38 protein-coding genes are annotated in these 22,935 nt (G+C 63.3%); 16 read left to right on the forward strand and 22 right to left on the reverse strand.

Features of this window, described 5'->3' with window-relative positions:
• Window positions 1-12: 12 nt before the first annotated feature.
• The 22 genes from LDB29_RS05350 to LDB29_RS05455 form a co-directional block, all read right to left on the reverse strand.
• A complete protein-coding gene (locus LDB29_RS05350; protein WP_257556430.1) occupies window positions 13-777 on the reverse strand; it encodes an HK97 family phage prohead protease in 765 nt (254 codons plus the stop codon).
• The gene (locus LDB29_RS05355; RefSeq protein WP_257556432.1) at window positions 767-1,057 is read right to left on the reverse strand and encodes a hypothetical protein; all 291 of its coding nucleotides are present in this window, start codon (window positions 1,055-1,057) and stop codon (window positions 767-769) included. Before LDB29_RS05355 ends, LDB29_RS05350 begins: the two co-directional genes overlap by 11 nt.
• Entirely contained in the window at window positions 1,057-2,274 is a 1,218-nt protein-coding gene (locus LDB29_RS05360) for a phage portal protein (RefSeq protein ID WP_257556434.1), read from the reverse strand. Before LDB29_RS05360 ends, LDB29_RS05355 begins: the two co-directional genes overlap by 1 nt.
• Window positions 2,275-3,954 carry a terminase large subunit gene (locus LDB29_RS05365; RefSeq protein WP_257556436.1) on the reverse strand — a complete coding sequence of 560 codons (1,680 nt, stop codon included), beginning with the start codon at window positions 3,952-3,954 and terminating at the stop codon, window positions 2,275-2,277.
• A 145-nt stretch (window positions 3,955-4,099) separates the two neighbouring features.
• Window positions 4,100-4,504, reverse strand: coding sequence for a hypothetical protein (locus LDB29_RS05370; RefSeq protein WP_257556438.1), 405 nt, complete (start codon window positions 4,502-4,504; stop codon window positions 4,100-4,102).
• A gap of 354 nt (window positions 4,505-4,858) precedes the next feature.
• The gene (locus tag LDB29_RS05375) at window positions 4,859-5,032 is read right to left on the reverse strand and encodes a hypothetical protein (protein WP_257556440.1); all 174 of its coding nucleotides are present in this window, start codon (window positions 5,030-5,032) and stop codon (window positions 4,859-4,861) included.
• Window positions 5,020-5,328, reverse strand: coding sequence for an HNH endonuclease (locus tag LDB29_RS05380; protein WP_257556442.1), 309 nt, complete (start codon window positions 5,326-5,328; stop codon window positions 5,020-5,022). The genes LDB29_RS05375 and LDB29_RS05380 overlap by 13 nt, the downstream gene beginning before the upstream one ends.
• Window positions 5,250-5,474, reverse strand: a complete 225-nt coding sequence (locus LDB29_RS05385; protein WP_257557087.1) for a hypothetical protein — start codon at window positions 5,472-5,474, stop codon at window positions 5,250-5,252. Before LDB29_RS05385 ends, LDB29_RS05380 begins: the two co-directional genes overlap by 79 nt.
• A gap of 274 nt (window positions 5,475-5,748) precedes the next feature.
• A complete protein-coding gene (locus LDB29_RS05390; protein ID WP_257556444.1) occupies window positions 5,749-6,429 on the reverse strand; it encodes a hypothetical protein in 681 nt (226 codons plus the stop codon).
• Window positions 6,426-7,496, reverse strand: a complete 1,071-nt coding sequence (locus tag LDB29_RS05395; protein ID WP_257556446.1) for a YdaU family protein — start codon at window positions 7,494-7,496, stop codon at window positions 6,426-6,428. Before LDB29_RS05395 ends, LDB29_RS05390 begins: the two co-directional genes overlap by 4 nt.
• Window positions 7,497-7,859 carry a hypothetical protein gene (locus tag LDB29_RS05400; RefSeq protein WP_257556448.1) on the reverse strand — a complete coding sequence of 121 codons (363 nt, stop codon included), beginning with the start codon at window positions 7,857-7,859 and terminating at the stop codon, window positions 7,497-7,499.
• 2 nt (window positions 7,860-7,861) lie between these two features.
• Window positions 7,862-8,446, reverse strand: coding sequence for a hypothetical protein (locus LDB29_RS05405; protein WP_257556449.1), 585 nt, complete (start codon window positions 8,444-8,446; stop codon window positions 7,862-7,864).
• Complete coding sequence (locus LDB29_RS05410) at window positions 8,443-8,598, reverse strand: hypothetical protein (protein ID WP_257556450.1); 156 nt, start codon at window positions 8,596-8,598, stop codon at window positions 8,443-8,445. The genes LDB29_RS05405 and LDB29_RS05410 overlap by 4 nt, the downstream gene beginning before the upstream one ends.
• Window positions 8,598-8,840, reverse strand: a complete 243-nt coding sequence (locus tag LDB29_RS05415) for a DUF2312 domain-containing protein (RefSeq protein ID WP_257556451.1) — start codon at window positions 8,838-8,840, stop codon at window positions 8,598-8,600. Before LDB29_RS05415 ends, LDB29_RS05410 begins: the two co-directional genes overlap by 1 nt.
• Before the next feature lie 26 nt (window positions 8,841-8,866).
• Entirely contained in the window at window positions 8,867-9,256 is a 390-nt protein-coding gene (locus LDB29_RS05420; RefSeq protein WP_257556453.1) for a hypothetical protein, read from the reverse strand.
• Window positions 9,257-9,267: 11 nt separating this feature from the next.
• Window positions 9,268-10,365 carry a DNA polymerase III subunit beta gene (gene dnaN, locus LDB29_RS05425; RefSeq protein ID WP_257556455.1) on the reverse strand — a complete coding sequence of 366 codons (1,098 nt, stop codon included), beginning with the start codon at window positions 10,363-10,365 and terminating at the stop codon, window positions 9,268-9,270.
• Window positions 10,366-10,376: 11 nt separating this feature from the next.
• A complete protein-coding gene (locus LDB29_RS05430; RefSeq protein WP_257556457.1) occupies window positions 10,377-10,823 on the reverse strand; it encodes a hypothetical protein in 447 nt (148 codons plus the stop codon).
• Window positions 10,820-10,993 (reverse strand): hypothetical protein, encoded by a 174-nt coding sequence (locus tag LDB29_RS05435; protein WP_257556459.1) that lies wholly within the window; start codon window positions 10,991-10,993, stop codon window positions 10,820-10,822. Before LDB29_RS05435 ends, LDB29_RS05430 begins: the two co-directional genes overlap by 4 nt.
• Window positions 10,990-11,943, reverse strand: a complete 954-nt coding sequence (locus tag LDB29_RS05440; RefSeq protein WP_257556461.1) for a site-specific DNA-methyltransferase — start codon at window positions 11,941-11,943, stop codon at window positions 10,990-10,992. The genes LDB29_RS05435 and LDB29_RS05440 overlap by 4 nt, the downstream gene beginning before the upstream one ends.
• Complete coding sequence (locus LDB29_RS05445) at window positions 11,940-13,400, reverse strand: helicase-related protein (RefSeq protein WP_257556463.1); 1,461 nt, start codon at window positions 13,398-13,400, stop codon at window positions 11,940-11,942. Before LDB29_RS05445 ends, LDB29_RS05440 begins: the two co-directional genes overlap by 4 nt.
• Before the next feature lie 36 nt (window positions 13,401-13,436).
• Complete coding sequence (locus LDB29_RS05450) at window positions 13,437-13,862, reverse strand: hypothetical protein (protein WP_257556465.1); 426 nt, start codon at window positions 13,860-13,862, stop codon at window positions 13,437-13,439.
• A gap of 195 nt (window positions 13,863-14,057) precedes the next feature.
• Window positions 14,058-14,345: a hypothetical protein gene (locus LDB29_RS05455; RefSeq protein ID WP_257556466.1), complete on the reverse strand. Its 288-nt coding sequence runs from the start codon at window positions 14,343-14,345 to the stop codon at window positions 14,058-14,060.
• A 78-nt stretch (window positions 14,346-14,423) separates the two neighbouring features.
• Here LDB29_RS05455 and LDB29_RS05460 point away from each other — a divergent pair, with 78 nt between their 5' ends.
• The 16 genes from LDB29_RS05460 to LDB29_RS05535 all read left to right on the forward strand — a co-directional run bounded on the left by LDB29_RS05460 (window position 14,424) and on the right by LDB29_RS05535 (window position 22,933).
• Window positions 14,424-14,942, forward strand: coding sequence for a hypothetical protein (locus LDB29_RS05460; RefSeq protein ID WP_257556468.1), 519 nt, complete (start codon window positions 14,424-14,426; stop codon window positions 14,940-14,942).
• Between the two features lie 262 nt (window positions 14,943-15,204).
• The gene (locus LDB29_RS05465; RefSeq protein WP_257556470.1) at window positions 15,205-15,519 is read left to right on the forward strand and encodes a hypothetical protein; all 315 of its coding nucleotides are present in this window, start codon (window positions 15,205-15,207) and stop codon (window positions 15,517-15,519) included.
• Window positions 15,516-15,650 (forward strand): hypothetical protein, encoded by a 135-nt coding sequence (locus LDB29_RS05470; protein ID WP_257556472.1) that lies wholly within the window; start codon window positions 15,516-15,518, stop codon window positions 15,648-15,650. Before LDB29_RS05465 ends, LDB29_RS05470 begins: the two co-directional genes overlap by 4 nt.
• 3 nt (window positions 15,651-15,653) lie before the next feature.
• Window positions 15,654-15,794: a hypothetical protein gene (locus LDB29_RS05475; protein WP_257556474.1), complete on the forward strand. Its 141-nt coding sequence runs from the start codon at window positions 15,654-15,656 to the stop codon at window positions 15,792-15,794.
• A complete protein-coding gene (locus tag LDB29_RS05480) occupies window positions 15,794-15,985 on the forward strand; it encodes a hypothetical protein (RefSeq protein WP_257556476.1) in 192 nt (63 codons plus the stop codon). Before LDB29_RS05475 ends, LDB29_RS05480 begins: the two co-directional genes overlap by 1 nt.
• Window positions 15,982-16,281, forward strand: a complete 300-nt coding sequence (locus LDB29_RS05485; protein ID WP_257556478.1) for a hypothetical protein — start codon at window positions 15,982-15,984, stop codon at window positions 16,279-16,281. The genes LDB29_RS05480 and LDB29_RS05485 overlap by 4 nt, the downstream gene beginning before the upstream one ends.
• On the forward strand, window positions 16,278-16,778 hold the full coding sequence (locus LDB29_RS05490; protein WP_257556480.1) for a hypothetical protein: 501 nt from the start codon (window positions 16,278-16,280) through the stop codon (window positions 16,776-16,778). The genes LDB29_RS05485 and LDB29_RS05490 overlap by 4 nt, the downstream gene beginning before the upstream one ends.
• Window positions 16,778-17,452 carry a hypothetical protein gene (locus LDB29_RS05495; protein WP_257556482.1) on the forward strand — a complete coding sequence of 225 codons (675 nt, stop codon included), beginning with the start codon at window positions 16,778-16,780 and terminating at the stop codon, window positions 17,450-17,452. Before LDB29_RS05490 ends, LDB29_RS05495 begins: the two co-directional genes overlap by 1 nt.
• A 153-nt stretch (window positions 17,453-17,605) precedes the next feature.
• A complete protein-coding gene (locus LDB29_RS05500) occupies window positions 17,606-18,358 on the forward strand; it encodes a hypothetical protein (protein WP_257556484.1) in 753 nt (250 codons plus the stop codon).
• Complete coding sequence (locus LDB29_RS05505) at window positions 18,355-18,765, forward strand: hypothetical protein (protein ID WP_257556486.1); 411 nt, start codon at window positions 18,355-18,357, stop codon at window positions 18,763-18,765. Before LDB29_RS05500 ends, LDB29_RS05505 begins: the two co-directional genes overlap by 4 nt.
• Before the next feature lie 244 nt (window positions 18,766-19,009).
• The gene (locus LDB29_RS05510; RefSeq protein ID WP_257556488.1) at window positions 19,010-19,363 is read left to right on the forward strand and encodes a hypothetical protein; all 354 of its coding nucleotides are present in this window, start codon (window positions 19,010-19,012) and stop codon (window positions 19,361-19,363) included.
• Window positions 19,363-19,620: a hypothetical protein gene (locus LDB29_RS05515; protein WP_257556490.1), complete on the forward strand. Its 258-nt coding sequence runs from the start codon at window positions 19,363-19,365 to the stop codon at window positions 19,618-19,620. Before LDB29_RS05510 ends, LDB29_RS05515 begins: the two co-directional genes overlap by 1 nt.
• A complete protein-coding gene (locus LDB29_RS05520) occupies window positions 19,613-20,839 on the forward strand; it encodes a hypothetical protein (protein WP_257556492.1) in 1,227 nt (408 codons plus the stop codon). Before LDB29_RS05515 ends, LDB29_RS05520 begins: the two co-directional genes overlap by 8 nt.
• On the forward strand, window positions 20,836-21,891 hold the full coding sequence (locus LDB29_RS05525; protein ID WP_257556494.1) for a hypothetical protein: 1,056 nt from the start codon (window positions 20,836-20,838) through the stop codon (window positions 21,889-21,891). The genes LDB29_RS05520 and LDB29_RS05525 overlap by 4 nt, the downstream gene beginning before the upstream one ends.
• Window positions 21,891-22,382 (forward strand): DUF1643 domain-containing protein, encoded by a 492-nt coding sequence (locus LDB29_RS05530; RefSeq protein WP_257556495.1) that lies wholly within the window; start codon window positions 21,891-21,893, stop codon window positions 22,380-22,382. The genes LDB29_RS05525 and LDB29_RS05530 overlap by 1 nt, the downstream gene beginning before the upstream one ends.
• 122 nt (window positions 22,383-22,504) lie before the next feature.
• Entirely contained in the window at window positions 22,505-22,933 is a 429-nt protein-coding gene (locus LDB29_RS05535) for a hypothetical protein (RefSeq protein WP_257556498.1), read from the forward strand.
• The last annotated feature ends 2 nt before the right edge of the window (window positions 22,934-22,935 follow it).

A 22,935-nucleotide genomic window follows, 5' to 3' on the forward strand; every position in this document is an offset into this window, starting at 1 on the left:
CTATGAAAGGTATCAAATGCCCATGGCGCGCAGCGCGCGGGCGGTTGCGTCATTCAGACGCGCGGGATCGCAACCATCACCCTCGCGGTGATCAATCGCGCCGAAGCCTTTGGCGAGGATCGCCTTGGCTTCGTTCGAAGAGAAGCCCGCCTCGCGCAAGGCCTTCTCTGCTTCTCGGACGCCGAGGCCCTGTCCGGATTTTACCGAACTAATGCGGGCCTTCGGATTAGCTGGAAATGTGACGAGCGACACCTCGACAAGCTCAACCTCATGCAAGGTCCGGCGCGGCTCCTCAGGCTTTGTCCCCATCGTGAATTTGCGTGCGCGGTATCCGATGGACAGGCCGTTAAGGGCAGGGCGGGGAGTCATCTTCAACAGGCCATAGGCCTCGTTGCCGCGTGCCGTTTCAGCCAGCTTGCCGGTAACAAGTAGGCCGTTGTCGTCTTCCGACAGTTCGGTCCAAATGCCGATAGGGGTCAGGTCTTCGGTCGATATACCCCATCCGCCATGCTGAAGCAGCATGGCCGGCCAGGCGCCGCTCTTTTTCGCATCCGCCAGGGTCTTTTTAAACGCTCCCTGCTGGATGACATCGCCGTAACTGTCGATGTTGCCGAATACCGCGCCGTAGCCCTTGAAGGTGCGCGCATCGGCACCTTCATCGCCAACAAACTTGACCTCGCCGAGCCCAAACTCCGCGCGGCGGACGGCGACTTCCTTCGCCTCGAAGGACTTAAACTCCATGATCGGGAGCCGCCGCAAGCTCACATCAAGCTGCATCGACATTCTCCTGATTGGGCCGAACGAACGGATCTGCGCCCGAAATCCACATCGGCGGATGAGTGTCGCCCCAGCAGCCGAACCAGATGACCCCGCCACTTGCGACGACGGCCGCAAGCTCCTCCTCCGACAGTTGCCATTTGCTGATGAGGTTCCGCTGCCCATCAAGGTCGCGATACCGATGAATATGCAGGTCATAGACCGTGCCGGCAGCAGCATCCTCCGCCGTTGGCGCGCGAAGGATGGTGTTCGCCTCTGGAAAAGGAATGCCTTTCGCCATCATTCTTCCTTGATCGGGCTGGGCGGCGCGGCCTGGTTTTGCGAGCCCATGTTCAACTCGGCAGCCTTCCCGCCCATCGGCTGCATCTCCTCCAGCCCGCGGACTTCGTCCTGCGTCATCCATGCGGGCGTCCCGCCGGCGCCGAGCGCCTTCGCGTAGAATTCGCCGCGGTCCTTCGCCGCGCCGCGCATCAGCGCATTCGGGTTGAACTTCGTGTACAGGCCGTTGGCCCGGTCCTGATCGGTGAGCAGATTGATGTCCGCCGACTGCTCCAGCCGCTCATACCAAGGCAGGAGGGTGTGAACGACGTGGGCCAGGAACATCTGCTCGGCGCTGGCATAGGTCGCCGTCTTGTCGGATAGCCCGACCATGATCGGCATGACGCGCAGCGCGCGGCAGATCTCCTCGATCTGATGCTTGCGCGTTTCCAGATGCTGGCTGTCGACGCCGGTCATCTGACCCGCCTCGAACTTTGCCCCGCCATCCAGAATGACCGGCTTGCCCGCGCGATCGCCGCCCTGGCTGTGGCGATCGAGCCATTTCGCCAACTGCTCGAACTTTTCCTGCCCTATCTTGTCCTGGACGGAGTAACTCCCGCCAACGCGGGCGCCATTCCGATGCATGTCGGCATGCGCAGCCTCGGTCGCGATCGATAGCCCGATCGCCTCTCGGGCCAGCTTGACGGCCTCCAACCCCTCCCATGTGTTCCACGATGGGCCGCGGATGTGCCACATGTCGGCAGCCGGAATCTCCTGGCGCGAACCGTTTCCGGACGACGCGAAATAGCGGATGCGCCCGTCGGGTTCGCGCTGCACCTGAACATTTTGCGGCTCGAAGATTTCGAGCGAGGCGAGGCGCCGAGCGCTGCCGACGCGCAGCTTGTGGATATAGGCGTTCCCGGTCAGGATGACATGGAACATGATCGTTTCGCGGAACTCGAAGCTCGTCTGCCACGGGTTCGGACGCCGATACAGCAGGTCGTAAACCGGGTTGTCGACCGCTTCCCGGCGCGCGCTGCCCTCGCCATAGACCTTCCATGGCACCTGAGATACGCCCTCCGCGATCACGCGGCAGCATGCGAGGACGGTCGTGACCTGAAGCGACGACTTCCAGTTGACGGCAACGCCGGATCCGGACGACCCGCCCGAGCGCATCATCTCCTCAAGAGCGCTCGATTTCCGATCTTCAAGGCCGAAAAGCCGGGAGAGCCACCCCACTTACATGGTTTCCCAGAACGATTTTGCGGGCGCTGCATTCGCGCACGCCACTGCGGTGCCGATGGCCATGCAGAGGGCGACGGCGGCGTCGATTTTGTTCACGGCCCGCTCCTTCGATAGCCAGTAATTGTCCCATCGGTCATGGTCGGTGACGGCGCTCATCATCGCCGAGATCAGGACCGGGTTGCGGCGGAGGCGGATGCGACCCTCCATCATCGCGCTTTCCAGCTCGCGCAGGGAGCCGGGCATCCATAGACCTTCAGCCTGTTCGCCACGGTCCTTCGCGGCCTGGATCATCGCCTCGGAGGGCTTTCCCTTCTTCGTCCCGCCCTGCGGATGCTCGACAAAGGGGATGCTCAGCCCAAGATTGGCGCATTCCTGTTCGAAACGCCGGAAGGCGTAGCGGTCATAGCCGACGGCAAGGATCTCGAAATCGCGATCATCGTCCGCCAGCGACTGCGCCACATGGTCGAACCGGATGCTCTGGCCCTTCGGAGCGTGCAAATGGCCCTGATTTACCCACACATCATAAGGCGTTTTGTCGCGCAATGACCGTGCGCTGACCGTATCTCCCGGCGTCCATGCCTCAATCCAGGCATCAAATGTCGGCTTCGAGACGATCGTCTTTTCGCCATCCACGATGACCTCGACATCGACGCTGCCCGTTTGGACTACGGATGCTTTAGCGGTAACGTCGCGGGCCTGCGAAAGGTCGAGACCCTGCGCGATCCGTTTGCCGTGGTGGATCGACGGATCGAAATCAGCGAGACAGGGCTCCAGGATCGCCCGAGACATCCATGCCGCCTCGGCATCGGTCCAGATGCAGAAGTGCAGGCGAAGGATCCCGTTCAACTTGCCGGGGATCGCCTTCGCCTGGTTGACCACGCTCTGCAAATAGTCGTGCGACAGGATCGTACCCAGCAGCGGGTTCGCCTTGATCCAGCAACTCGGATCGTTGAGCGGGTCATCCCCCGGATCGAGCGCGCAGACGAACGAAAATGTGCTGTCATCTATCGGCTCGCCCACATAGGCGAAGTCCTCACCCGGCGTCGCGGTGCCGGCGGCCACCTTAACCGCGTGCTCATGCTCCTCATAGCAGATCGAATTGCGGTCCGTTCCGCTGTTCGTGATCATCAGCAGTAGCGGCTGCAGCCGGAATTTGAAGCCGCGCTCGATCATCTCGACCGCATCGCGGTTCGGATGTTCGTGCAACTCGTCCGCCAGGCCGATATGCGGCCGCAAGCCCGACCCCGATTTGCCGGCGCTGCGGCTGAGCGGGCGGAAAAATGACCCGTTTTTCAGCCATGCCAGGTTGAACACCCGACCCGGCCCGCCGCTCTGCGTGATCCGGCTTGCCAGATCAGGCGACTGGTCGACCATCGCGACCGCGTCATTGAACAAGATCTTCGCCTGATCGCGATGCGCGGCCACGGCGTAGATTTCCGCGCCGGGCTCGCCATCGGCCATCATGCCGTAGAGCCCGACCCCGCCAGCGAAGGGCGACTTGCCGTTGCCCTTGCCCTCCTCGATGTACGCGCGCCGGAAACGGCGTGTCCCATCCTTGCGAAGCCAGCCGAACAGCATCGACAGCTTGAAGGCCTGCGACGGATGCAGCAGGAACGGGCGCCCCTCGAACTGTCCCCCGTTAAGCCTCAGCTTCGTTTCGAAAAATCGGAGCACGCGCTCCGCCTTCTCGACCGAATATATCAGCCCGCGCTCATGTCCCCGCTGCAAATCGTCCAAGTGACGGCGGCATGCATTGCGTACATGGGGCCCGGCGACAAACTTTCCGGCGACGACATCCAGCGCAAACTGCGTTCCACGGTCACTCGGAACCGAAGAATTCGTCTTCTTCCTTCTTGGCGCCATAGTCCCCGCCGCGATTTCGTTCATCGGTGAGACCAAGTTCCGACATATAGGCGCGCATCTGGCCGTGCTTTGCCGACGGGAAGCCGGTCGGATTGAACTGAAACTCCTTCCACAGTTCGCAGAAGGCGATCGCCGCCGGCTCGCGCGATCCATCCAGCCAGCCAGCCGGCTCGATATATTTCTTCCATGCTACGGCCGCCGCGCCCTTGATCGAGGCGGGCTTGGTCAGCTTGCCGAAGGCGGTGACGGTCTCCTCGACCGCCTCCTTCGCCTTTTTGCTGTCGCCGTGACGCGCCGTGCGGTGCGTTCCGTCCACCAGGCGCAGGTGCGCGGCCTTCGGCTTCGCTCCCCTTGTGGCCATTTTTCACACTCCAATGTGAGCCACATTAGACGTTTCGGACAATCAATCTGGCTTTGTGCGAATTTCAGGGCCAGTCCGGTTTCCAAGAGAAGGGGGCCAGAGATTGAGGCACCCCCTCCCTATGTTGCTCAGTTGCGCAATATTATCGCGTTGGGCGAGATGCTGGGCGACAGGCTGAGGTGTGGATCGGGCGGTCGCAGACCGGGCAGGAAATCGTGAGAAAGTCGCCGTCCCGCTGGTCAGATGTGAGGCGCGCATCGCTGCGGAGAAACTCAACATCCGATTTGCAATATCCACAAGACACATTGAAAATGTCGTTCTCGGGCAGACTGCCGCGATTTATGACCTTGATCGTCATCGCCGCACCTCGAGCACCATCGCATGCTCAACTAGCCAACGCGCTGCGCGCTCCGCATCCCTCACGATGCCAGCCTTGATCAGCAGAACCATCACGACAGCCGCCGGCCTGCAAAACCAACGCTTGCGGAAGGCAATGTGGAAGGTAATAGCGCCGTTCACATCGGCCATCCATCGTCCCCGATCTCTACCCGTTGCCGATAGCCGAACTGTTCGGCGGTGCGCGCCTCATGACATGGGCCGCACAGGCAGCGGATGTTGCTGTCATCGTCGGTGCCGCCCTGGGCGAGGGGCTTGATATGATCCGGTACTGTGGATGCGGTGATGATGCCCTTGGCCTTGCAGTCCCTGCACAGCGGCTCATTCCTCAGCCGCCGCTTGCGCTGCTCTACTGCCCTTCTACCTCTGAGCCGCTCGACCCGCTGTTCGCGCGGCCTTGTGCTATCATGAGGCGGGCGGCTGGGCATTGCTGGCCTTGTTCCTCCGATGCTGCGGCGACACATGTGGGATCGAAGATGGACGCCGCTACATCAGCTACGCGGTTGACGATCAGCGATGCGAAGATCGCCAGCACCAAGGCGAAGGACAGGATCAGGCCAGTGCGTGCTTGCATGCGCCCGAATGTGATCCAGATCGGCTGCTCTATCTAATTGATTTCGTGAATCAATAGACGTGAAATGATTCACCGGATCACTGAATATACACTGCCGAGCCCGGGTCGAATGGTACTCGGCAGCGTCCGTCAGGAGAGGAGTGACGGAACCGAATGAAGGCATGAGCAGGTTACATGACATGCTCCAGAAACGAGAAGCGCCCGCAAACCCTTCGGTTGCAGGCGCAATTCCTATGCCGTGATATATGCCCCATCTGGCACCCCCGCGCAAGCCCTATCCCGTGCGAATGTACGGCAGGGCTGTAACGGTAAGCCTCGCCACCGCCTGAAGGAATTCGTCACGAATGATTGTCGGATGCTTGCCGGATTTCGGGACAATCTTGGTTCGGCTCTCACCCTTCACAATCCAGTCCTGCTCGCGGCTGCCCCACCGCTCCATCGCGACCTGGGCATAGCTTTTGTCCTCAAGCGCGATGGCGCGAAGGGTATGGACAAGGGCGCCAACCTCCCGCTCAAGCCAACGATGATCAGACGATGATATCAGCGCCGCCAGCATAGGCCCTTCGCCCGCGCCACCAGCGTCCCTATTTAATACCGATCGCACAGGCGATCTCAGAGACGCCTCGTAGCGATTGCGATAGAAGCGCAGGCAGCGCAGATCATCTCCGCCGATCCCGGTTGCATCGCGTCGAGCAAGCTCCTCGAAATAGGGCTCTCGGCGATAGGCCTTTCCGATGGCCACTGAAGCCTTTCCGGGCACAACATCCACAATGTCATTGAGCTCGTAATTCGCACGCTGCCGCTGCTCGGGCGTCGGCCCGACAATCTCTTTGTTCGTCTGCTCTTGGCGCTTTACTGCCGCTTGACGCTTCACTGCCGTCCGACGTCGTGCCATGCCCCGCTTACTCCGTTCCCCGAATGTTCCATACATCGAAATGACATCGCCCGCCATCATGCCCGCCCTCCAGCCAAGCGCCCGACCAAATCGCCAATCGGTCCAGCATGCGTCCGCTCGCGCCGCGACGGAGCCCGCTCTGCGGCCAGCATCGCAGCGCGCTCCCGATCAAATTCCTCCTGACTGATCTCGCCCGCCTGCAACCGCTGGAACAGCGAGCCGCCCGACGCCAGCGGCTTGACCTTCTCGCCCTTCGGCTTGCCGGCGGCCTGACCGCTGCGCTTCGCCACGGCCTGACGGATCGGCGCATCGAGGTATCGGAAGCTCCGGATCGGCTGGGACTGCGCCTCGCAGGCCTTTCGGGCGACCTCGACCATCAGATCGACCGTCGCGCCCAGCGCGACCCAATCGCGGACATGGGCCAGGTTGTCGGCGTAGCGGCTCTGGTCGTTCGCTGGGTTGTGGTTCACGCCGGCAGCGTTGCCAACGAGGCGCGCCACCTCCTCGACGCTGTCTGGCTTCACGCCCGCACGCTCATCTTCATCAATATTAGAATCTCCCTGTCCCTGTCCCTGTCCCTGTCCCTCTCTCTTGGATGGCGTTTCACGCGTGACATTGTCGCCTGTCACGCGTGACATCTGCGTGACGGCTTCGCTGATCCTTTCGGGACAACCGAGTGACATCCACACGTCGAACGCAGGGGTATCGCGAAGGTCGTCGGGGTGGCGTTCATTATGCTTCCGGATGGTCGCGCAGAATGTGCGATGGCGCTGCTTCTGCTTGCTCTCCCATGCCGCCACAACTTGCTCGGCGACGACGGGATGATACCAGCGCCCATCGCTGCACAGCACGAAGCCGCGCATGGCCGCCGCGCGAACCTTGCGGAAAGTGCGGACATCCTTGCCCAGGTTCACCAGGCGCGTCAGGACCGCCTCGTTGTCCGGCAGGCTGCCGGCGGGAAGCTGATGCCATGATGCGCACCACAGCAGCAGGGCATAGCCAAGAGCCTCCGCGCTCTCCTCCGCCGCGAGATCGCTGTCGCGCAGGCGGGCGACATGCAGCGGCATGAAGGGGAAGTCCTGCAGATCGCATTCCGCCGGGGTCAGCGGTTGCGGTAAATCGGTCATCTATTCCTCCCCCTGCTGGACGATCGCCAGCATCACACATCCGCCCTCGACCGGATCGGCGATCACCGGCGTCAGCGGCTTGAACCGCCTGTCATTGACGCGCAGCGCATCGGCCACGCCGTCCAGCAACGCCTTGCAGCGCGCTAGGCTATTGTCCCGATCATGCCCCCGCCGGACGGGCGGATGCATGGTCAGGTGGATCACGATGTCGCCATCCGCTGGCGCGCGCAGCTTGGCCTCCAGCGCGAGGATATGCGCACTGGTCCGCATCGACTTCTTCGCCTTGTTGACCGTCCGCCAATGGGCGCGGCTGTTGGGCGACAATTCCTTGGGCGGCCAGGGCAGGCGGACGCTGTTGCTCACGATTAAATCATCCCCGTGGCGATCCCGCCCAATGTGAAGGGGCCAGTATCCGCCGACGGCTTGAACTTTTTAACGATTTTCGCACCACGGCTGATCGCACGCAGTTGCCGCTCATGCGCTGACATGCGCGCTTCGTCCGCCGCCATCTGCTGCCGGATCATCCTACGGCTCTCGGTCGCACCGAATTCCTTGCGCAGCTTCTTGTGCAGTTCGCGATATTCGAGCGGAATGTCGGCCAGCTTGGTCGCAGTGACCGCCTTGCCCGCCGCGATGCGCGAGGGCGACCCTTTGGGCTGGTGACCGCCCAGGCCCAGCGCGCCGACGGCCTTGCCCTGCTGACGCACCATCTCCCGGAACTCGGGATCGCGGGCCAGCCGCTCGATCCGGCCGCGCCGGGTGCGCGCAATGTGCGCCGCCCGCTCGTGGGGATCGGCCAGCTTCGCCTTCATCGCCCGGCTGAGCCCTTCGCGGACCTCCGCCCTGTCGTGATGCACGTCGCGCATGTAGCAGGGCTGGCAATATCCGGTCTTGCGGCCGGACTTGCGCTTGAACTCCTTGCCACATCCCTTGCAATGCGTGTGGATCATAGCGTCCTTCCGAACTTCTGGAGGGCGACCCGACGGTCGGCGGCGTCACGCGCCGCGCGGCCTTCCAGCGCGGCCCGCTCCCGGTCCCGCCGCGCGATGGCGGAGGGATGCGGGAACAGCCGGCGCCATGCGTTCATGAGCCGGGCGCGCATTATTCGATCCCGAGGGCCGACTTGTAGGTTTCGAGCAGCGCCTCGGCTTCCATGCGGGCGTTGCGCTCCATCCTGCGCAGGCGGACGATGGCGCGGACGGTCTTCACGTCATAGCCGTTCGCCTTCAGTTCGAGATAGACATCCTTGATGTCGTCCCGGATGCCGGTCATTTCTTCCGTCAGCCGCTCGATGCGCTCGATGAACTGGCGAAGCTGTTCGGCTGCAACATTACCGTCGGACATGATATTTCTCTCCTTCGTGGGGTGGGTCAGGCAGCAAGCAGCGAGAATTGCCGCCTATCGCGGACGGTGCGGCCGAGCAGGACTTCCTCGACCGCCAGACGGGCTTCGCCCCATTCATCGAACGCCCGACAAAGGAGCACGGCGGCCATTGTGCGATCGCCGTCCAGGAGCGCGCGGAGGCCGTCCCGAAGGTCGGCAACGCTTGGCTCCATGTCCTCGACTGTTTCCTTGTGGCATTCGTCGGGGTCGACGTAGCCGGCCTCCTTCGCGATCGCTTCGGCATCGACAGATACTTCGATTTCGAAATCCGGCACGATCTTGCTCAGGTCGGAAAGTCGTTCGACCCTATGTTGCTTGGCGAGCGGCTGGAGCTTGCCCAGCACGTCATCGACAAGAATGGTGACTTCGGTCCTCATCTTGCGCTCCTTCACACTTTCATCGGGCACATCATGTGCCGCGGGGCTTCGGGGGATCGGGCGAAGATGTGCGCGTTGCCGAGCGCATCCAGGCGCATCTCGGCTTCGTCGCCCGGGCACTTTGCTACGGCGTCGCGCAGATACTGGAGGCTGAAGCCCAGCCGCATCTGCTCGCCGCTATATCCAACGATGACGGTATCGGTCGCATCGCCCGCCGTCTGGCTGGCCAGGCTCATCGTGAACTTGTCCGCCTCCAGGTCGATGCGCACGCCGGTGCTGTACTGATCCTGCGCCAGCGCGACGCGGCCCATCGCGTCGATCATCTCCTTGGGTTCGAACAAGACCGGCTCGCCGACCAGTTCGGGCATGGCCGTCCAGTAAGGGGTGAACTTGCCCTCAACGAGCCGGGTCAGGAACCGGGCTGGACCGCATTCGATCAGCGCCAGGCGGCCATTGTGCCCGATCGTGACCTCGTCGGCCGCGCCCTCGATCGCCGTGCGGATCTTCTTGATGACCTCCGTCGGGATGGTGATCATCTCGAAGTCCGGCGACACCTGCGCGGGCACGGCGCAATAGGAGAGGCGGTTGCCGTCGAAGGCGGCGCATTCGATCCCCTTGTCGATCCGGCGCACCAGCATGCCCTGCAAGTGCGGCTTGTGGTCGCCGGCCTTCACATGCTCGACGGCGGCGATCGCGAACAGCATGTCGGACAGCTTCATCCGCACGGCGGGTTCGATGCCGTGGCTGTTCATCGGCGGGAACTTCTCGACGGGCAGCGTCGGCAGCCGCCAGCGCGCCCGGCCCGCCTTGGCCGCCGCGCCGCTCTCGGTGATCGACAGCTCGATCTGGCTGCCCTCGGGCGCCCGCGCCGCGATGTCGCCCAGCAGGGCCGCGCTCACCGTCGTGGCGAAGGGCTCGTTCACGGCGGCGGGCAGGGTGATCTCTGACCAGCAATCCTGGTTAGTCGCCAGCAGGCGGACCTTGCCGTCCGCCGCGTCCATGCGCAGGTTGTTCAGGATCGGGATGGCCTTGACCGCCTGGACGACCGACCGGACGGCGGAGACGCCGGATCGGAGCGCGGCGCTTTCGATGATGAAGGATTGGGTCATGATCGGTCCTTTCACTGGGCTTGCCAGCCAAGCTCTTTGCGGATGCGGGAGAAGCGGGAATGGGCGGAGGCCGGGCCCAGGCCGATGGCCGCGCCCGCGCGCTCGATGCTGCCGGTTTCGGCCAGGACGTCATCGAACCGGGCGGCGGCGGTCTTGTTGCGCGTGCACCCGCCCGCCGATGCCACGATGCCCCATTTCGCGGGGGTCGCCGTCTTGCGGCCGGTCGCGACGATCTCCGCGATGCGGGCGTCGCTCATCCGCTCGACCTTGATCAGCCCGCGCTTTTCCAGCAGTTCGACCATGGCGCTGACGGTGGCTACGGAACTGACGCCCAGGGCCTTGCACAGCACGCGATTGGTCGGGCAGGGCTGGTCGTTGGCGGCCGCCTGCTCGATCATGTCCAGGATCCGGTCGATGCGGATCTCGCGCAACTGGCGCGCGGAGGACGAGGCGCTCATGCGGACGCCCTCCGCGAATAGCAGGCGCAGAACACATGCCCGCCGATCCAGCCGGACGCGAACAGCGTGCCCTGGACGTCAAGTCCGATGATGCCGGAAACGAGGTTGATGACCGCTACCGCCGCCATGCCCGCCCCGAAGGCGAGCGCGATCTTGCCGACGCGCTTCATGCCGCGTCCTCGGCAAACAGTCCGTCCGATACATTGTCGAGCGGAGCCAGATTGCTGCGGGCCTGATCGAAATAGGACGGCTTGAGCTCGATCCCGATGCCCTTGCGCCCCATATTCACCGCGCACCAGACTTCACTGCCTATGCCCAGAAAGGGGGTCAGGACCGTATCGCCGGGGTTACTCCAGAGATCGATGCAGCGCTCGATGACGTCGAGTTGCAGCGGTGAGATATGCTGTTCGTCATTCTCGTCACGCCCGGCGCGATATTGCAGGGTGCGCGTCTGGCGGATGTCCATCCACACCGGCGACGCATAGCGCTGCCAGACTTCGATCGAATACCAGTTCCGGCCATCCTCGGCGGTCGTGAACTTGGACGGGTCCGGGCCGTCGCCTTCGCCGATCCACATATCGAAGCACCCGCCGACCGGCTCGGGGTTATCGCCGGGCTTGCGGAAGGTGACGATATAGTCGGCCAGCCCCTGGCCGCTGAGCGCGCTATCCTTGACAACCTGCTTGTGCAGCAGCCGGATCGACTTCGTGCGCTGCTGCGCGACGACAGGGTCTTTCCAGATGCAGACCTCGCTATGGAAGATCCACCCGGCATCCTCATAGGCCCGGATGACCTCGCCGCGAAAATCGCGCATGCCGATATGGCCGTGCCGGATCTTGCTGGTCGGCAACTGCATGACGTGAACGCTGTGCAGGCGGCCGGGGATGGTGACGCGCAGCAGTTCGCTGATCAGGAACTGGTAATGCTCCCAGAAGCCGGAGCCTTCATTGTTCGAGATGTCCCGGTCGAAATTGGAAAATTTATAGAGGCCCTCGAAGGGCGGCGAATGAACGCCGAAATGAATGCTGTCGCCGGGCAGGGCGCGGATGATCTCGCACGAGTCGCCCTGGTAGATGGCATATTGGTCGGTTACGACCTGGTCGACGGCGCAGATGGTCATGCGGCCTCCTGGAGGAACGAAGGGAGAATGACCGGCTGGCGCGGGTCGTAATTGGCGATCGTGCGGGCCGCGCCGCGCACATTGACGCAGGACAGGTCGGCCATGTGCCGGACCATCGCCGCGGCCATCCGGTCGGCGTCCGCCTCCTTGCGGCGGATGTTGGCGACCGTCGCGCCCTCCGTCTCGGCGGCGACCAGATGGCAGTTGACGGGCTTGGTCTGGCCGAACCGCCAAAAGCGGCGGATAGCCTGGTAGAACTGCTCCCAGCTGTCGTTCAGGCCGACGAAGCCCGTATCGGCGCAGTGCTGCCAGTTCATGCCGAACCCGGCGATCGATGGCTTGGTGACCAGATCCTTGATGCGCCCCTCGCTGAAAGCGACGAGGATCGCCTCCTTGGCGTCGTCGCTCAGCGATCCGTGCAGGTTCACCGCGCCCGGAATGCCCTTGGCGAGAAGCTCGGCTTCGCTATTGAGGTTGCACCACCACACGAAGGGGCGATCGTGCGGCGTGATCTCGATCGCCTTGGCGACCCGCTCCTCGACGCTGTCCCGCCGTGCGGCGATCCGCTCCGCCAGCGTAACGGCGGGCATGGCCAGCGTCGGGAACAGGCCGTCGCTGGCGCCCTCCGCTGGGGCGATCGAAACTTCATGATGGTGATAGTGCAGCGGGGGCAGATCGTACCCCTCGTCGGAATAGCCGAGGTCCGACGGCTTGCGCAGCATCACGGCCCAACTGGCCATCCACTGCCAAAAGGCGTTTTCGGCATGGCCCTTGAGGCGCCAGTTCTGCGTCGACCCGCCGTCGTGGGAGAAAAAGGTCGCCAGCATGTCGGTGTAGGACATGACGCCCAGGAACTCGGCGTGATTGCCCAGCTCCATGAAGTCGTTCGGCGCCGGGGTCGCGGTGGCGGCCAGCCGGAAGGGGATCTGCTGGCATGCCGCGATCAGGGCGGTGCGATAGTGGCCGGTCGTGGATTTGAGGATGCTGCTTTCGTCCAGGATGACGCCGCCGAAGCGCGAGAGGTCGAAATGATCCAGCTTCTGATAATTGGTGATCGACAGGCCGGGGCCGCAATCGGCCTGGCTGGTGGCCAGATGCGCAGACAGGCCGAACTTGTCGGCTTCGCGCACAAGCTGGCCGGACACGGCAAGCGGGGCGAGGTGCAGGATCGGGCGTCCGGTCGCCGCCGTGACTGCTTGACCCCAGGCCAGTTCCATCAGCGACTTGCCAAGGCCGGTCCCGGCGAACAGCGCGGCGCGCCCGCGGCGCAGCGCCCAGGTGACGATGTCCCGCTGGAACGGAAACAGGGCAGGGGGCAGCGCGGGAAGATCGCTCAGGCCGGTGGCCGGATCGACGATCGCCTTGCTGGCGAGGAACTCGGCATAGGACCGCCGAGGGTGCAAAGATGGGATCGCGGAAGCGGGCTTCCCCGCCGCCGCGTTGTTCGCGCTGGTCATCATTCAACTCCCCCGAGGCTACGCCCCGCTCAAAATTCAGCCTTCCTCGACGGCGCTGATCGCCTCGGCGATCAAGCCCCTGGTGCGTTCGCGCAGCTTTGCGCTTTCGATATGGTCGATCTTGCCATCCTTGCGGGCTTCGCAGACTTCCGCGACCAGCCCAGCCGCCGTGGCAGCGATGGCATCCCAATTGCTTTCCTGGCCATCGACCGACGCAAATCGTACTTGGCCCGGCTCTGTCAGCATGTTCATGGCGGCGGCTGGCAGATGCGGGCGCAGCGTCAGTGCCCCATGCAGAGGCATGGCGGCGCCGGCGGCCCAGCTCTTGAGCGTGCTCTCCGGTATGCGGCTAGCGGCAGCGAGGGCGGCGCGAGTGATGTAAAGCCCCGGCCCGACAAAACTGTTGAACATCGCGACCTGTCGATCAGCGACATCTCGCGCCAAACGGCTATCAGTAGACATGATGGCGCGGTCCTTTCGGCGTAGTAACATGACCATGGAAGGAGATCGAAAGACCGAAAGCGCAGGCAGATCGCCGAATGCGCATTCCCGCGGCATATGGACCCCGGCAAAGGTGCGACCCGTTTGCCGGATAAACTGCGGGGCTGGCGCCAGTGCCGGCCCCGGCCTTGGCAAAAGGAATTGCGGCTCGGCGGGTCATGCGGCGGCTCGCTTGCCGGCTGATCTACGCCCTTCTACGCATACCGTTTGGGCAGGTTTACTCGCCTTGCGTTTTGTCGCATTATTGCGACCGCATGAGTCTTGCAGTTTGTCCAACGCGATGCGGATTTTGCGATCGGTGTCCCAGCGCGGCTTACCTTCCCCGTTATTGAGGCGGTAAAGCTGAGCCTTGGAAACATTGGACAAAATCGCAAAGTCTCCAAAAGAGACTTTGGCTGCCGCCAACGCATCCTTGAGCGCGTCTGGTTTATGCCAATCGATCATGCACGTAGTCATAGTCTCGTTTATGAGACTTAGCAAGTGCCTAATTTGGTTCTAACCAGTTTCAGGGGTTTGATTTAGATGAGCGAGCAGTTCGAAACCCTGGGGGAACTTGCGGAAGTGCAAGAGCGAGAAAAGCGCCGGCGGAAGCAAGAGATTGCCCGCTGGCTACTAGAGGTTATGGAGGCGAAAAACCTCAATAAGACCGGATGGTCCGTGGCAGCGGGGATGGGGCGGAGTACCGTCGCCCGCGCTCTCGACATGGACAATCCACATATCCCTACAACGCTCACGCTCATCAAGCTGGCGAACACCGCTCGCGTCCGCCCTCCGCTCGATCTGGGAATCTCCCCAGCTGGAGTACCAAAGAGCGAGACCTTGTACCGCGTGCTCGTTGCGGCGATGCTGAGCATCCAACCTAATGTGGATTGGTCTGGGCCCGGCCTTCGCCATGTGGCGGCGGCGATGCGGGTTCTGTTGTTGGAACTCGCGGAACATCCGGAGATGGAAGACAGCCTCGAGTCGCTGGAGTCAGCAGTGCGCATGGCAATGCGTCTTCCTCTTGATTTTGAAAGAAACGAAGGTGTTCCAGAAACCTAGCTATAAGCACCACTGTTACGCTCCCGCTCTGCACCATGTTCTCGTTTTGTCCTATTCCTTGGTGTGTAGGAAAGCACAAAATTTCGCCTCTCCCCCGAGAGCGTGAACAAAGTGGACGAAGGATAGCTAAAAAAAAGTGACCCGCAATGGGAAAGTCTCATTAACGCGATTGACATGGAGTCTCGTTTATGAGACTTAAATACCCATCGCCTGATCTCCCGCGCCGTCATGGCCGGGACGCAAGACGGCAAGGGGAGCCATCATGTCTCACATCCAATATTCCGTAGGATCGGCATTCGCTGAAGTGCTGAGCCGGGCAAGCGCGGTGGTCCGCGACGCCGGGCCGATGCGCCTGCGTCCGGTCGACCTCATCAACGTCGGCAGCTATTGCGCCGAGGAAGCGCACGCCCTCCTGCAGCGCGACCCCGCCAAGGCGCGCGAGATGCTGATCCACGGCGCATCGCGCATGCTGGCCGTTGCCGAGATGCTGGAGCGTCCGGCCCCGGCGCTGCCGTCGGCAGACGTCATTCCCTTTCCGGGCGTCGGCGCCCGCTCGATCCTGAGGGCGGTCCGGTGAGTTTCGCCGCGCACATCGCCGCCGGGCTGCTCAGCGTCGGCATGATCATCGGCGCATGGTGGTTCATCCGCGTGCATTTCCATTCCTATGCCGAGCGGATGATCGAGGTCATCCTCAAGATGGACAGCTAGGCCATGTCGCGCTTCACCATCCGCGGCCGCGACCCGGTCATCGTGCCCAAGCGCACGCAATGGCAAGCCGAGAGAATGCGCGGGCCGATCCTGCCGATGGAAGAGCCGCGCAAGCCGTGGTTCCGCTTCCGGAGGGTCGGATAATGGCCAGCCAGATCAAACTGCCGCCCCGTCATACCTGGGTGCCGCGCATCTTCTTCCGGGAGGACTGCTTCTACATCATCGACTTGCCGCCCAACGATGACCTGAACGCGCATGCCGAATGCAATCCCGGCACGCTGCGGATCGAGGACGTCAACGGCAATGTCCTCTGGCCGGAAGGATCGCGGCAGTGATCGCCATCGGCTCGGACCTCCTCGCAGGCATCGCCGCCCGCGCCGCCCTGGCGGCGGAGCGCAAGCGGCACCTGCTCAACCAGCCCCAACTGCCCGTCCGCGCATCCCCCCTTTGTGCGCGCCGGGCGGAAGCCTCGGACGACCATCCCCCTGTTCGGTCGTCATCTGATCCGCGCGGGTCGGCCGTCGAGGCCGGTCGGCCCGCCAACCCATCCACCAGCGACGAGTGCGATTGCGCCGTCTGTTCCAGCGACCTTGCCGGCATCGTGCCGTGCGAGCGGGAGGAAAGTCTGTGACCTTTGTGACGCTCAACGAATGCCCGCCGGGTCTCTTCCGGACCGAGGACGGCACCTACGGCTTCAAGTCGGAATATTCGACCACGACGGTTGATGCCTACTGCCTGGAAAGCGGAGAATATTTCTGGGGCGGCGCGACCAACGCCGAGGAGCGCGGGGCCCTGAAGGTAGAGCCTGTCGATTTCCTGGCCCAGATCAAGGCAGCCGAAGCGGAAGCTGCGCGGCATGCGGCCAATCTGGACAATGAGAAGGCGGCGCACGATCGCACCCGCGAGCGGCTGAAGGATGCTGAGGCGGCCAAGCGCGACGCGGAAAATCAGAAGCGGTTTTTTGAGAGCCGGGCGTCCAGCGCCGAGAAGCGCATGGAGCAGGCCCAGGGAACGGCCATGGAACTGCGCGGGCGCCTGCTGGAGTTGAAGGCCAACCAGATGATCCGGCGTGGCGACCTCAGCGATCCGCGGCTTCCTGATGCCTATGATGACGGAGTGCCGTTCTGATGACCGACAATCTCACAAACCTGATCAGCCAGGCGGTCGCCGCGCGCATGACGCCCGACTTCATCGAGAAGGAGGTCAACAGCCGCGTTGAAAAGCTGGTGATCGAGTGCATCGACAAGTCCTTTCGCAGCTACAGCGACACCGCGAAGCAGGTGGAGGAGGCGGTCACCGAGGCGCTCAAGGTCCACAAGCTCGACCTGCCCAGCTACGGCGAGATGGTGACCGTGATGCTCAAGAAGCAGATCGAGGCGGTTGTCGCCCCGATCGTTGCCGGGCGACTTGCATCCGACATGGAGGAGCTCCTGGGCCTTGCGCCCAAGGAGGTGAAGCTGTCCGAGATCGCGGAGTTCATGCGCCAAGAGCATGAAGGCGAAGATCGATACGGGCAGGTGATCACGGTCATCCTGGAGGAACCCAGTTACAGCTCGCAATGGCTCCACCTTGACGAAGATCATCACTATTCGGCGCACGACAAGCACAAGTGCAAACATCGCCTGCTGCTGAACCAGGATGGCACGATTTCCGGCGGATGGATCGGTGATCGCGATTTTCAGAAGAAGGCCTGGTTCGGACGCGCTTATGGCATCGAGCAGCGCCTGCGCTCCTACATTGCTTGCGGGACGAAGATCACCATCGATGTGGATGCGGTTGTCACGTCGGTCGGTGATTGGTGATGGCTGGCACCAACCAGTGCGCCGAATGCGGCGGCCCCGCGCCGCACCGCATGCTCTGCGCCAAGTGCATGCCCCTCTATGGCGAGCGCTTTACGGACGACGTTGACCCGGCCGACCCAGCGCGCGCGGCGGACGTGGGGGAGGGCGATCGCCGTGCCTGAGATCAAGGCCTATTCCGTCCAGGAAACCTGCGAGGGCACCGGCGGCATTGTGTTTGCCAAGCATAATGTCGTCGCGCGGCGCATCGGCGCGCGACGACACGGCGATGGCGATTTCGACAGCGTCACCTGCCATCGTGCACCCTGGGCCGATCGATATGCTGAGGACGGGCATGTTCCGGCATCCGCGGCGATCGAAGCGGGGTGGTGGTTCGAGTGCGCGGGCTGCGGTCGTCGCATCAATGAAGATCTGCCCAATGCCTGGGCACAGGAGATGGGGCGGGATGAACCCCTGCGCGGCCAGCAACTACTCTATGCACGATGGAGGCCCGATCATATCATAGGGTACATGGATACGGCGGTGTTCTGCCGGAAGGCGTGCAAGGTCCGCCACGACAGACACGAAGCCGAGCGCGAGCGCCGACAGAACCGCGCGATCGATGCGTTCAAGCGCATCATCCTTAAGCGCTTCCCCGATGCCGCGATTTGCGACAATGTCGGCGATGACGAGCCATATTATCGCCGCCATCACCACGCCTATGCCACAACCGTCAAAGGTCGCTGGCGGGTGAAGCAGATCAAGGTCGCCTTCGCGTTCCCCGGCATGAAGATCGCGCCGGCGTCGTTGGAGTACAATCCACAAAGCTACGACATGCGCGAGCATCGCAAGCCCGCTTTTCGCTGCTGCAATGGCGATAAGGAAGCATTCGAGGCGTGGGCCGCTTCCGGCCGGGAGGCGTCGGCATGAAGCTCGGCGCCGGCATCCACGAATATGAGATCATCAAGACGCGCTGGGGCCTGTGCCACGCCTTCAAGCAGGCCGACGGCTCATACGTCCACTGCCGCCGCAACCCGGCGACGTGCGTCGCCTGCCATGACGACGGCGTCCCGCCCGCGGCGGCCGACCCGCTCGACCAGATGACCGCCCGCCTGCGCGCCAATTGGGGCAAGCGCTGGGCGGAGAGCAACCGGCACCCGGGCTCGCTGACGGAGGATCAGATCTGGGACGGCAAGGGCCTGCACATCGTCGCCTTGGCGGACGCGGATCCGGCTGACCGGACGGTGCTGGTTAGCTTCGGCGACGACCCGACCGCGATGGCGGCGATCAGCGCAATCGTCGCGGTTCACAATGAGATGGTGGGGAGGGCGGATTGATGGACATCGTTGATCGCATAGTTCGCATGCCAGGCCATGGGGTCCGCCTTTCGGATGAGACGGGTGACGCAATAGCAGCCTTCTTTCGGGCGATTGAAATGGACCGCGATGCAGACACCGCATGCGGGGTGGCCCTGGGACTGGTGATCCTATCTTTGCGCCTTCGTCGCAGCGCGAACCCGAGAAGCGTCATATCGCACGCAAACCGCATCGCCACTGACGTTTATCATGAATGGGATCGGCGGTGACGACCAAGATCACCCACGACGCCGACTGCGGATCCTTCCGCCTGGCGCACCCCGGCCCCTGCGATTGCAGCGCGTCCGCGCCGCGCATCGTGATCCCGAAGCTGACCCCGGCCCAGCGCCGCCTGCTCGCCTCGCTACAGCCGGTGGCCATGAACGGGCGCTGCTATCGCTACCCGGTCAGCAATAGGCCCGGGCGCGGACTGGTGTCCGCCTGGGCGCTCTGGCGCCGCGGCTATGTCGCGACGAACGAATTCGGCGGACCCGACGCGAGCGAGCGCCGTGATCGCGGCATCGTCGTCCTCACCCCCTTGGGCGAGCAACTCCTCGCCGCGTTCCGAAAGGCAAGCTGATGGGCGCCCCCGCGCAGCATGTCACCTTCAACGTCCTGCCGCTCACCTTCAACCGTGAGGCCGCCCTGCAGTACACGGGCATCGCCCCGAAGCTGTTCGGCCAACTGGAGGCGTCCGGCTCGATCGTCGGTCGGCGGATCGGCCGCAATGGCGAGCTTGTCTATCTCCGGGAGCAACTGGATAGCGTGACATCCCGCCTGTTCGGCACGGTCACCACCGATATAGACGATGAATTCGAAGGGCTCGGTCGTGGCTAGGATCCGATTGCCGCGATACCTGCGCTCAAAAAGGCTGCGCGATGGCGCCACCGCCTATTTCTGGGAGCGCCCGACCTGGGCCAAGCCGCCGGCGGAACGATATGGGCGGCGGTGCCCGGTGGACTCGGAAGCGCTCGGGCAGGATCTCGCCGCCGCGATCGGAAAGGCCGATCTGCTCAACACGGCGCTGGATGAGTGGCGCACTGGCGTCCAGGGCAAGCCGGCAGAGGGCACCGTGGAAGCGCTGTTCGCCTGGTATCGCGCGCATGACCGCTTCAAGGAGGCCAGTTGGCGCACACGGCGCGACTATCGGGCCTATATGGAGATCGTGGCCGGCGTCCAGCTCAAGACGACGCTGTTTGGCCAGCGGCGCGCGGTGGAGGTCACGGCGGCCCATGCCGACGCGATGTATCGCTACCTCATGAAGGAGCGGGGCAAGCGGGCAGGTGCCTATGCCATGCAGGTGTGTCGCCGCGTGTGGAATGAGGCGATCCGCGCCAAGAAGGTGAAGGATCCAAACCCCTTCTCCCGCATGGGCATCAAAATGACCGCCAAAAAGGGTAACCGGGCGAATACGCGGGCGGAATACGACCTGTTCCGCGCCACCGCGCGCGCCGAAGGCTTCCAGTCGATGGCGACGGCCGCCGCGATCTCCTTCGAACTGCTCCGCCGCGTGACGGACGTTTTCGGGTACATCATGGACCCGTCGGACGAGGAGCGCGGCTTTTTCTGGGAGGATTACACGCCAGGCGAGATGTTCGTCATGCGACAGGGCAAGATCGCGGATGCGCCCCCGCAATATATCCCCCTGCGCGGCGACCCGGATCCAGAGAGCGACGACCCGGAGATCAGGGAACGCGGGCCGCTGCTCTATCCCGAACTGGAGGCGGAGCTTGCGCGGCTGCCACGGGGGACCGGGCATATCGTCATCAACGAACTGACGGGCAAGCGCTACACTGAGCGGGAGGCGATCTGGCGCTGGCAGGCGATCAGGGAGAAGGCGGGCCTTCCCAAGGGCTTCACCATGACTGGCTTCCGACATGGAGGTGCGACCGAGCTGGGCGATGCGGGGGTGTACGACATTCGGCCCGTGTCAGGCCACCGGACGCTGCAGCAGACGGCTACCTACAATAAGGCCACGCAGGAGAAGGCGCGCAAGGCTGGCACCGCCCGCCAGCGGCACGTCGCCGAGCGCGCCAGAGCGGAGAAGAAACCATGACCCCCGACATAATAGCGGCGCTGGCGGCGAAGGCGGCCGAAGAATGGCGCATCCCGTGCAGCAAGAACCCGAACGATGACAGCCTTTGCAAGCCGAAGGACGATTGCGTTTGGGGGTACGAGCAAGGCTATCTCGCAGCCCTCTCAACTTCGCCCACAGGTCAGGAGGTGCGGGAGGTCGAGCGGCTGATGCACGTTATCGATCGGGACCGCTATGCAGCGGCGGCCTGCGTCAATGCGATCGAGTTCGTCCTACACACGCGCCGATGGCTCCGGGAAGCTGGGCGCGGCTCGTACGCCTATGACGACGAACGGTATCAGGAGGAGTTCGGCCTAGCCTTCGATGAAATCCAGGAGGCATTGCATCCCTTGCGTCGGCTCGCCCGCGACAAATCCGACTGCACCCGCGATGAAGAAAAGGCGAAGGCTGCTCGCGTTGCAGGGGCAGAGCGGTTCGCCGCCCTTTCATCGGTAGAGCCTGCGGGCAATGGGCGGGAGGCGATTGAACGGTTCCTTGCCGACTACGATGACGGGGACAGGGCTGATGCAGGCACGAACCCGCTCATGGAGGCGCACATTGCTGATTTCCGCGCCACCCTTTCATCACCCCCTGCGGCCGAGCAGGAGGCGGTGGCATATACAGGCAGCGGTTCGTTGATGGCGCTGAAAGACGGGCGCGAAGGTTTTATCTGGCCGACGCCTGCCGATGCGCACCCGATCCCGCTCTACGCCACCCCTCCCGCGCCTGCTTTGGATGGGGTGAGAGCCGTCAACCTGCTGCAACAGTGGGCGGAGCGCTACGCCAACGTGCCCGAATGGTCGGCCAAGCGTGACATGCAAATTCTGCTGGAAACGCGGCAGTTTCTTTCCTCCCCATCGGAGGGGGAGAGCGCGACGGTATCGCGGGATAGACCGTCTTTTGAGCAGGTGTGGGCGACTAAGGAAGCCGAGGGCTACCAGTACGGAGAAGATGCGCTGGAACAGGTCCGCTTCGGCTGGGAACTCGCCGTCGCCGCCCTGTTCTCCGCAACCTCAACCGAGCGGGGGCGGTGATGGGCGCGATCATCAGCGAATGCGGGAAATACCGCTACCGGCTTGAGCGATTTGCTTCGCCACACGCCACCCTGACCGCCATCATCATGGTCAACCCATCGACTGCCGACGCCACCAGCGACGACGCGACAATCCGAAAGCTGCGCGGCTTTGGGGAGCGCAATCAATGGGGGCATCTCGTCATCGGCAACCTTTTTGCCTATCGCGCCACAGATGTTCGGGGCCTTGGCGACGTAGCTGATCCCGTTGGGCCGGAAAACGATGACCATCTGATCCGCATCCTCGCGGAGTGCGATCAGGTCATTTGTGCGTGGGGGCCGATCAGCAAACAGCCGAAGATGCGCCGCAATCGATTTTGGGACGTTCTGGGGCTGATCCATGGCTCTGGCCTTGATCCGCTCTGCATCGGGGAGCCAGCCAAATGCGGCCACCCCAAGCACCCGCTGATGCTGCCCTATTCCTCCCCGATCCAGAAGTGGACCCGCCCATGACCCACCCCACCGATACCGCGAAGAGCGAGGAACTGAAAGCGTGCCCATGCTGCGGATCGAGCAACATCATTCCGCCGCCCGATCATTGGCCTGACGGATGCGTCTATTGCCGTGACTGCGGATTGCGCGCCGACAGCCCGGAAGCTTGGAACCGCCGCTCCTCCCCTCCCCAGAATGACGCGGGCGGGGACTGGATTTGCGCAGGCATCCCTGATGAAGTGATCGAGGCAGGCTGCGACGCTTGGGATCGCGCCCGTCAGGAAATGGAAGATCGAGAAGCGAGCGATCAGCCGGAAGCCTATAGAGATTGGGATGACGGCATGATCGTCGCTGCAATCTTCAAGGCCATGTCTGCCGCCCTTCGCACCCCGATGTCCGAACTACAGGCGTTGGGGCAGGAGTTTGAGGCGGGGGAGAGTCGTCAGGGAATGAGCGCCTGCAACAAGTGCGGCAAGCAGTATCCATCGGCCCCGCTTGGCTATCATCACAAATGCGGCGAGTGTTCGGGCATCTGCCATCCGCTCCCCTCTGCTCCCTCCGGGGAGGTCTGAGG

Origin of the sequence: Sphingobium sp. CFD-2 (assembly GCF_024611135.1) — a bacterium.
Classification (GTDB): domain Bacteria; phylum Pseudomonadota; class Alphaproteobacteria; order Sphingomonadales; family Sphingomonadaceae; genus Sphingobium; species Sphingobium fuliginis.

Coding starts and splice junctions, on each gene's coding strand:
- LDB29_RS05350 (WP_257556430.1), bottom strand. CDS start 777: ATGCAGCTTGATGTGAGCTTGCGGCGGCTCCCGATCATGGAGTTTAAG.
- LDB29_RS05355 (WP_257556432.1), bottom strand. CDS start 1,057: ATGGCGAAAGGCATTCCTTTTCCAGAGGCGAACACCATCCTTCGCGCG.
- LDB29_RS05370 (WP_257556438.1), bottom strand. CDS start 4,504: ATGGCCACAAGGGGAGCGAAGCCGAAGGCCGCGCACCTGCGCCTGGTG.
- LDB29_RS05375 (WP_257556440.1), bottom strand. CDS start 5,032: ATGGCCGATGTGAACGGCGCTATTACCTTCCACATTGCCTTCCGCAAG.
- LDB29_RS05380 (WP_257556442.1), bottom strand. CDS start 5,328: ATGCCCAGCCGCCCGCCTCATGATAGCACAAGGCCGCGCGAACAGCGG.
- LDB29_RS05385 (WP_257557087.1), bottom strand. CDS start 5,474: ATGCAAGCACGCACTGGCCTGATCCTGTCCTTCGCCTTGGTGCTGGCG.
- LDB29_RS05390 (WP_257556444.1), bottom strand. CDS start 6,429: ATGATGGCGGGCGATGTCATTTCGATGTATGGAACATTCGGGGAACGG.
- LDB29_RS05395 (WP_257556446.1), bottom strand. CDS start 7,496: ATGACCGATTTACCGCAACCGCTGACCCCGGCGGAATGCGATCTGCAG.
- LDB29_RS05405 (WP_257556449.1), bottom strand. CDS start 8,446: ATGATCCACACGCATTGCAAGGGATGTGGCAAGGAGTTCAAGCGCAAG.
- LDB29_RS05410 (WP_257556450.1), bottom strand. CDS start 8,598: ATGCGCGCCCGGCTCATGAACGCATGGCGCCGGCTGTTCCCGCATCCC.
- LDB29_RS05415 (WP_257556451.1), bottom strand. CDS start 8,840: ATGTCCGACGGTAATGTTGCAGCCGAACAGCTTCGCCAGTTCATCGAG.
- LDB29_RS05420 (WP_257556453.1), bottom strand. CDS start 9,256: ATGAGGACCGAAGTCACCATTCTTGTCGATGACGTGCTGGGCAAGCTC.
- dnaN (WP_257556455.1), bottom strand. CDS start 10,365: ATGACCCAATCCTTCATCATCGAAAGCGCCGCGCTCCGATCCGGCGTC.
- LDB29_RS05430 (WP_257556457.1), bottom strand. CDS start 10,823: ATGAGCGCCTCGTCCTCCGCGCGCCAGTTGCGCGAGATCCGCATCGAC.
- LDB29_RS05435 (WP_257556459.1), bottom strand. CDS start 10,993: ATGAAGCGCGTCGGCAAGATCGCGCTCGCCTTCGGGGCGGGCATGGCG.
- LDB29_RS05440 (WP_257556461.1), bottom strand. CDS start 11,943: ATGACCATCTGCGCCGTCGACCAGGTCGTAACCGACCAATATGCCATC.
- LDB29_RS05445 (WP_257556463.1), bottom strand. CDS start 13,400: ATGACCAGCGCGAACAACGCGGCGGCGGGGAAGCCCGCTTCCGCGATC.
- LDB29_RS05450 (WP_257556465.1), bottom strand. CDS start 13,862: ATGTCTACTGATAGCCGTTTGGCGCGAGATGTCGCTGATCGACAGGTC.
- LDB29_RS05455 (WP_257556466.1), bottom strand. CDS start 14,345: ATGATCGATTGGCATAAACCAGACGCGCTCAAGGATGCGTTGGCGGCA.
- LDB29_RS05460 (WP_257556468.1), top strand. CDS start 14,424: ATGAGCGAGCAGTTCGAAACCCTGGGGGAACTTGCGGAAGTGCAAGAG.
- LDB29_RS05465 (WP_257556470.1), top strand. CDS start 15,205: ATGTCTCACATCCAATATTCCGTAGGATCGGCATTCGCTGAAGTGCTG.
- LDB29_RS05475 (WP_257556474.1), top strand. CDS start 15,654: ATGTCGCGCTTCACCATCCGCGGCCGCGACCCGGTCATCGTGCCCAAG.
- LDB29_RS05480 (WP_257556476.1), top strand. CDS start 15,794: ATGGCCAGCCAGATCAAACTGCCGCCCCGTCATACCTGGGTGCCGCGC.
- LDB29_RS05495 (WP_257556482.1), top strand. CDS start 16,778: ATGACCGACAATCTCACAAACCTGATCAGCCAGGCGGTCGCCGCGCGC.
- LDB29_RS05505 (WP_257556486.1), top strand. CDS start 18,355: ATGAAGCTCGGCGCCGGCATCCACGAATATGAGATCATCAAGACGCGC.
- LDB29_RS05515 (WP_257556490.1), top strand. CDS start 19,363: ATGGGCGCCCCCGCGCAGCATGTCACCTTCAACGTCCTGCCGCTCACC.
- LDB29_RS05525 (WP_257556494.1), top strand. CDS start 20,836: ATGACCCCCGACATAATAGCGGCGCTGGCGGCGAAGGCGGCCGAAGAA.
- LDB29_RS05530 (WP_257556495.1), top strand. CDS start 21,891: ATGGGCGCGATCATCAGCGAATGCGGGAAATACCGCTACCGGCTTGAG.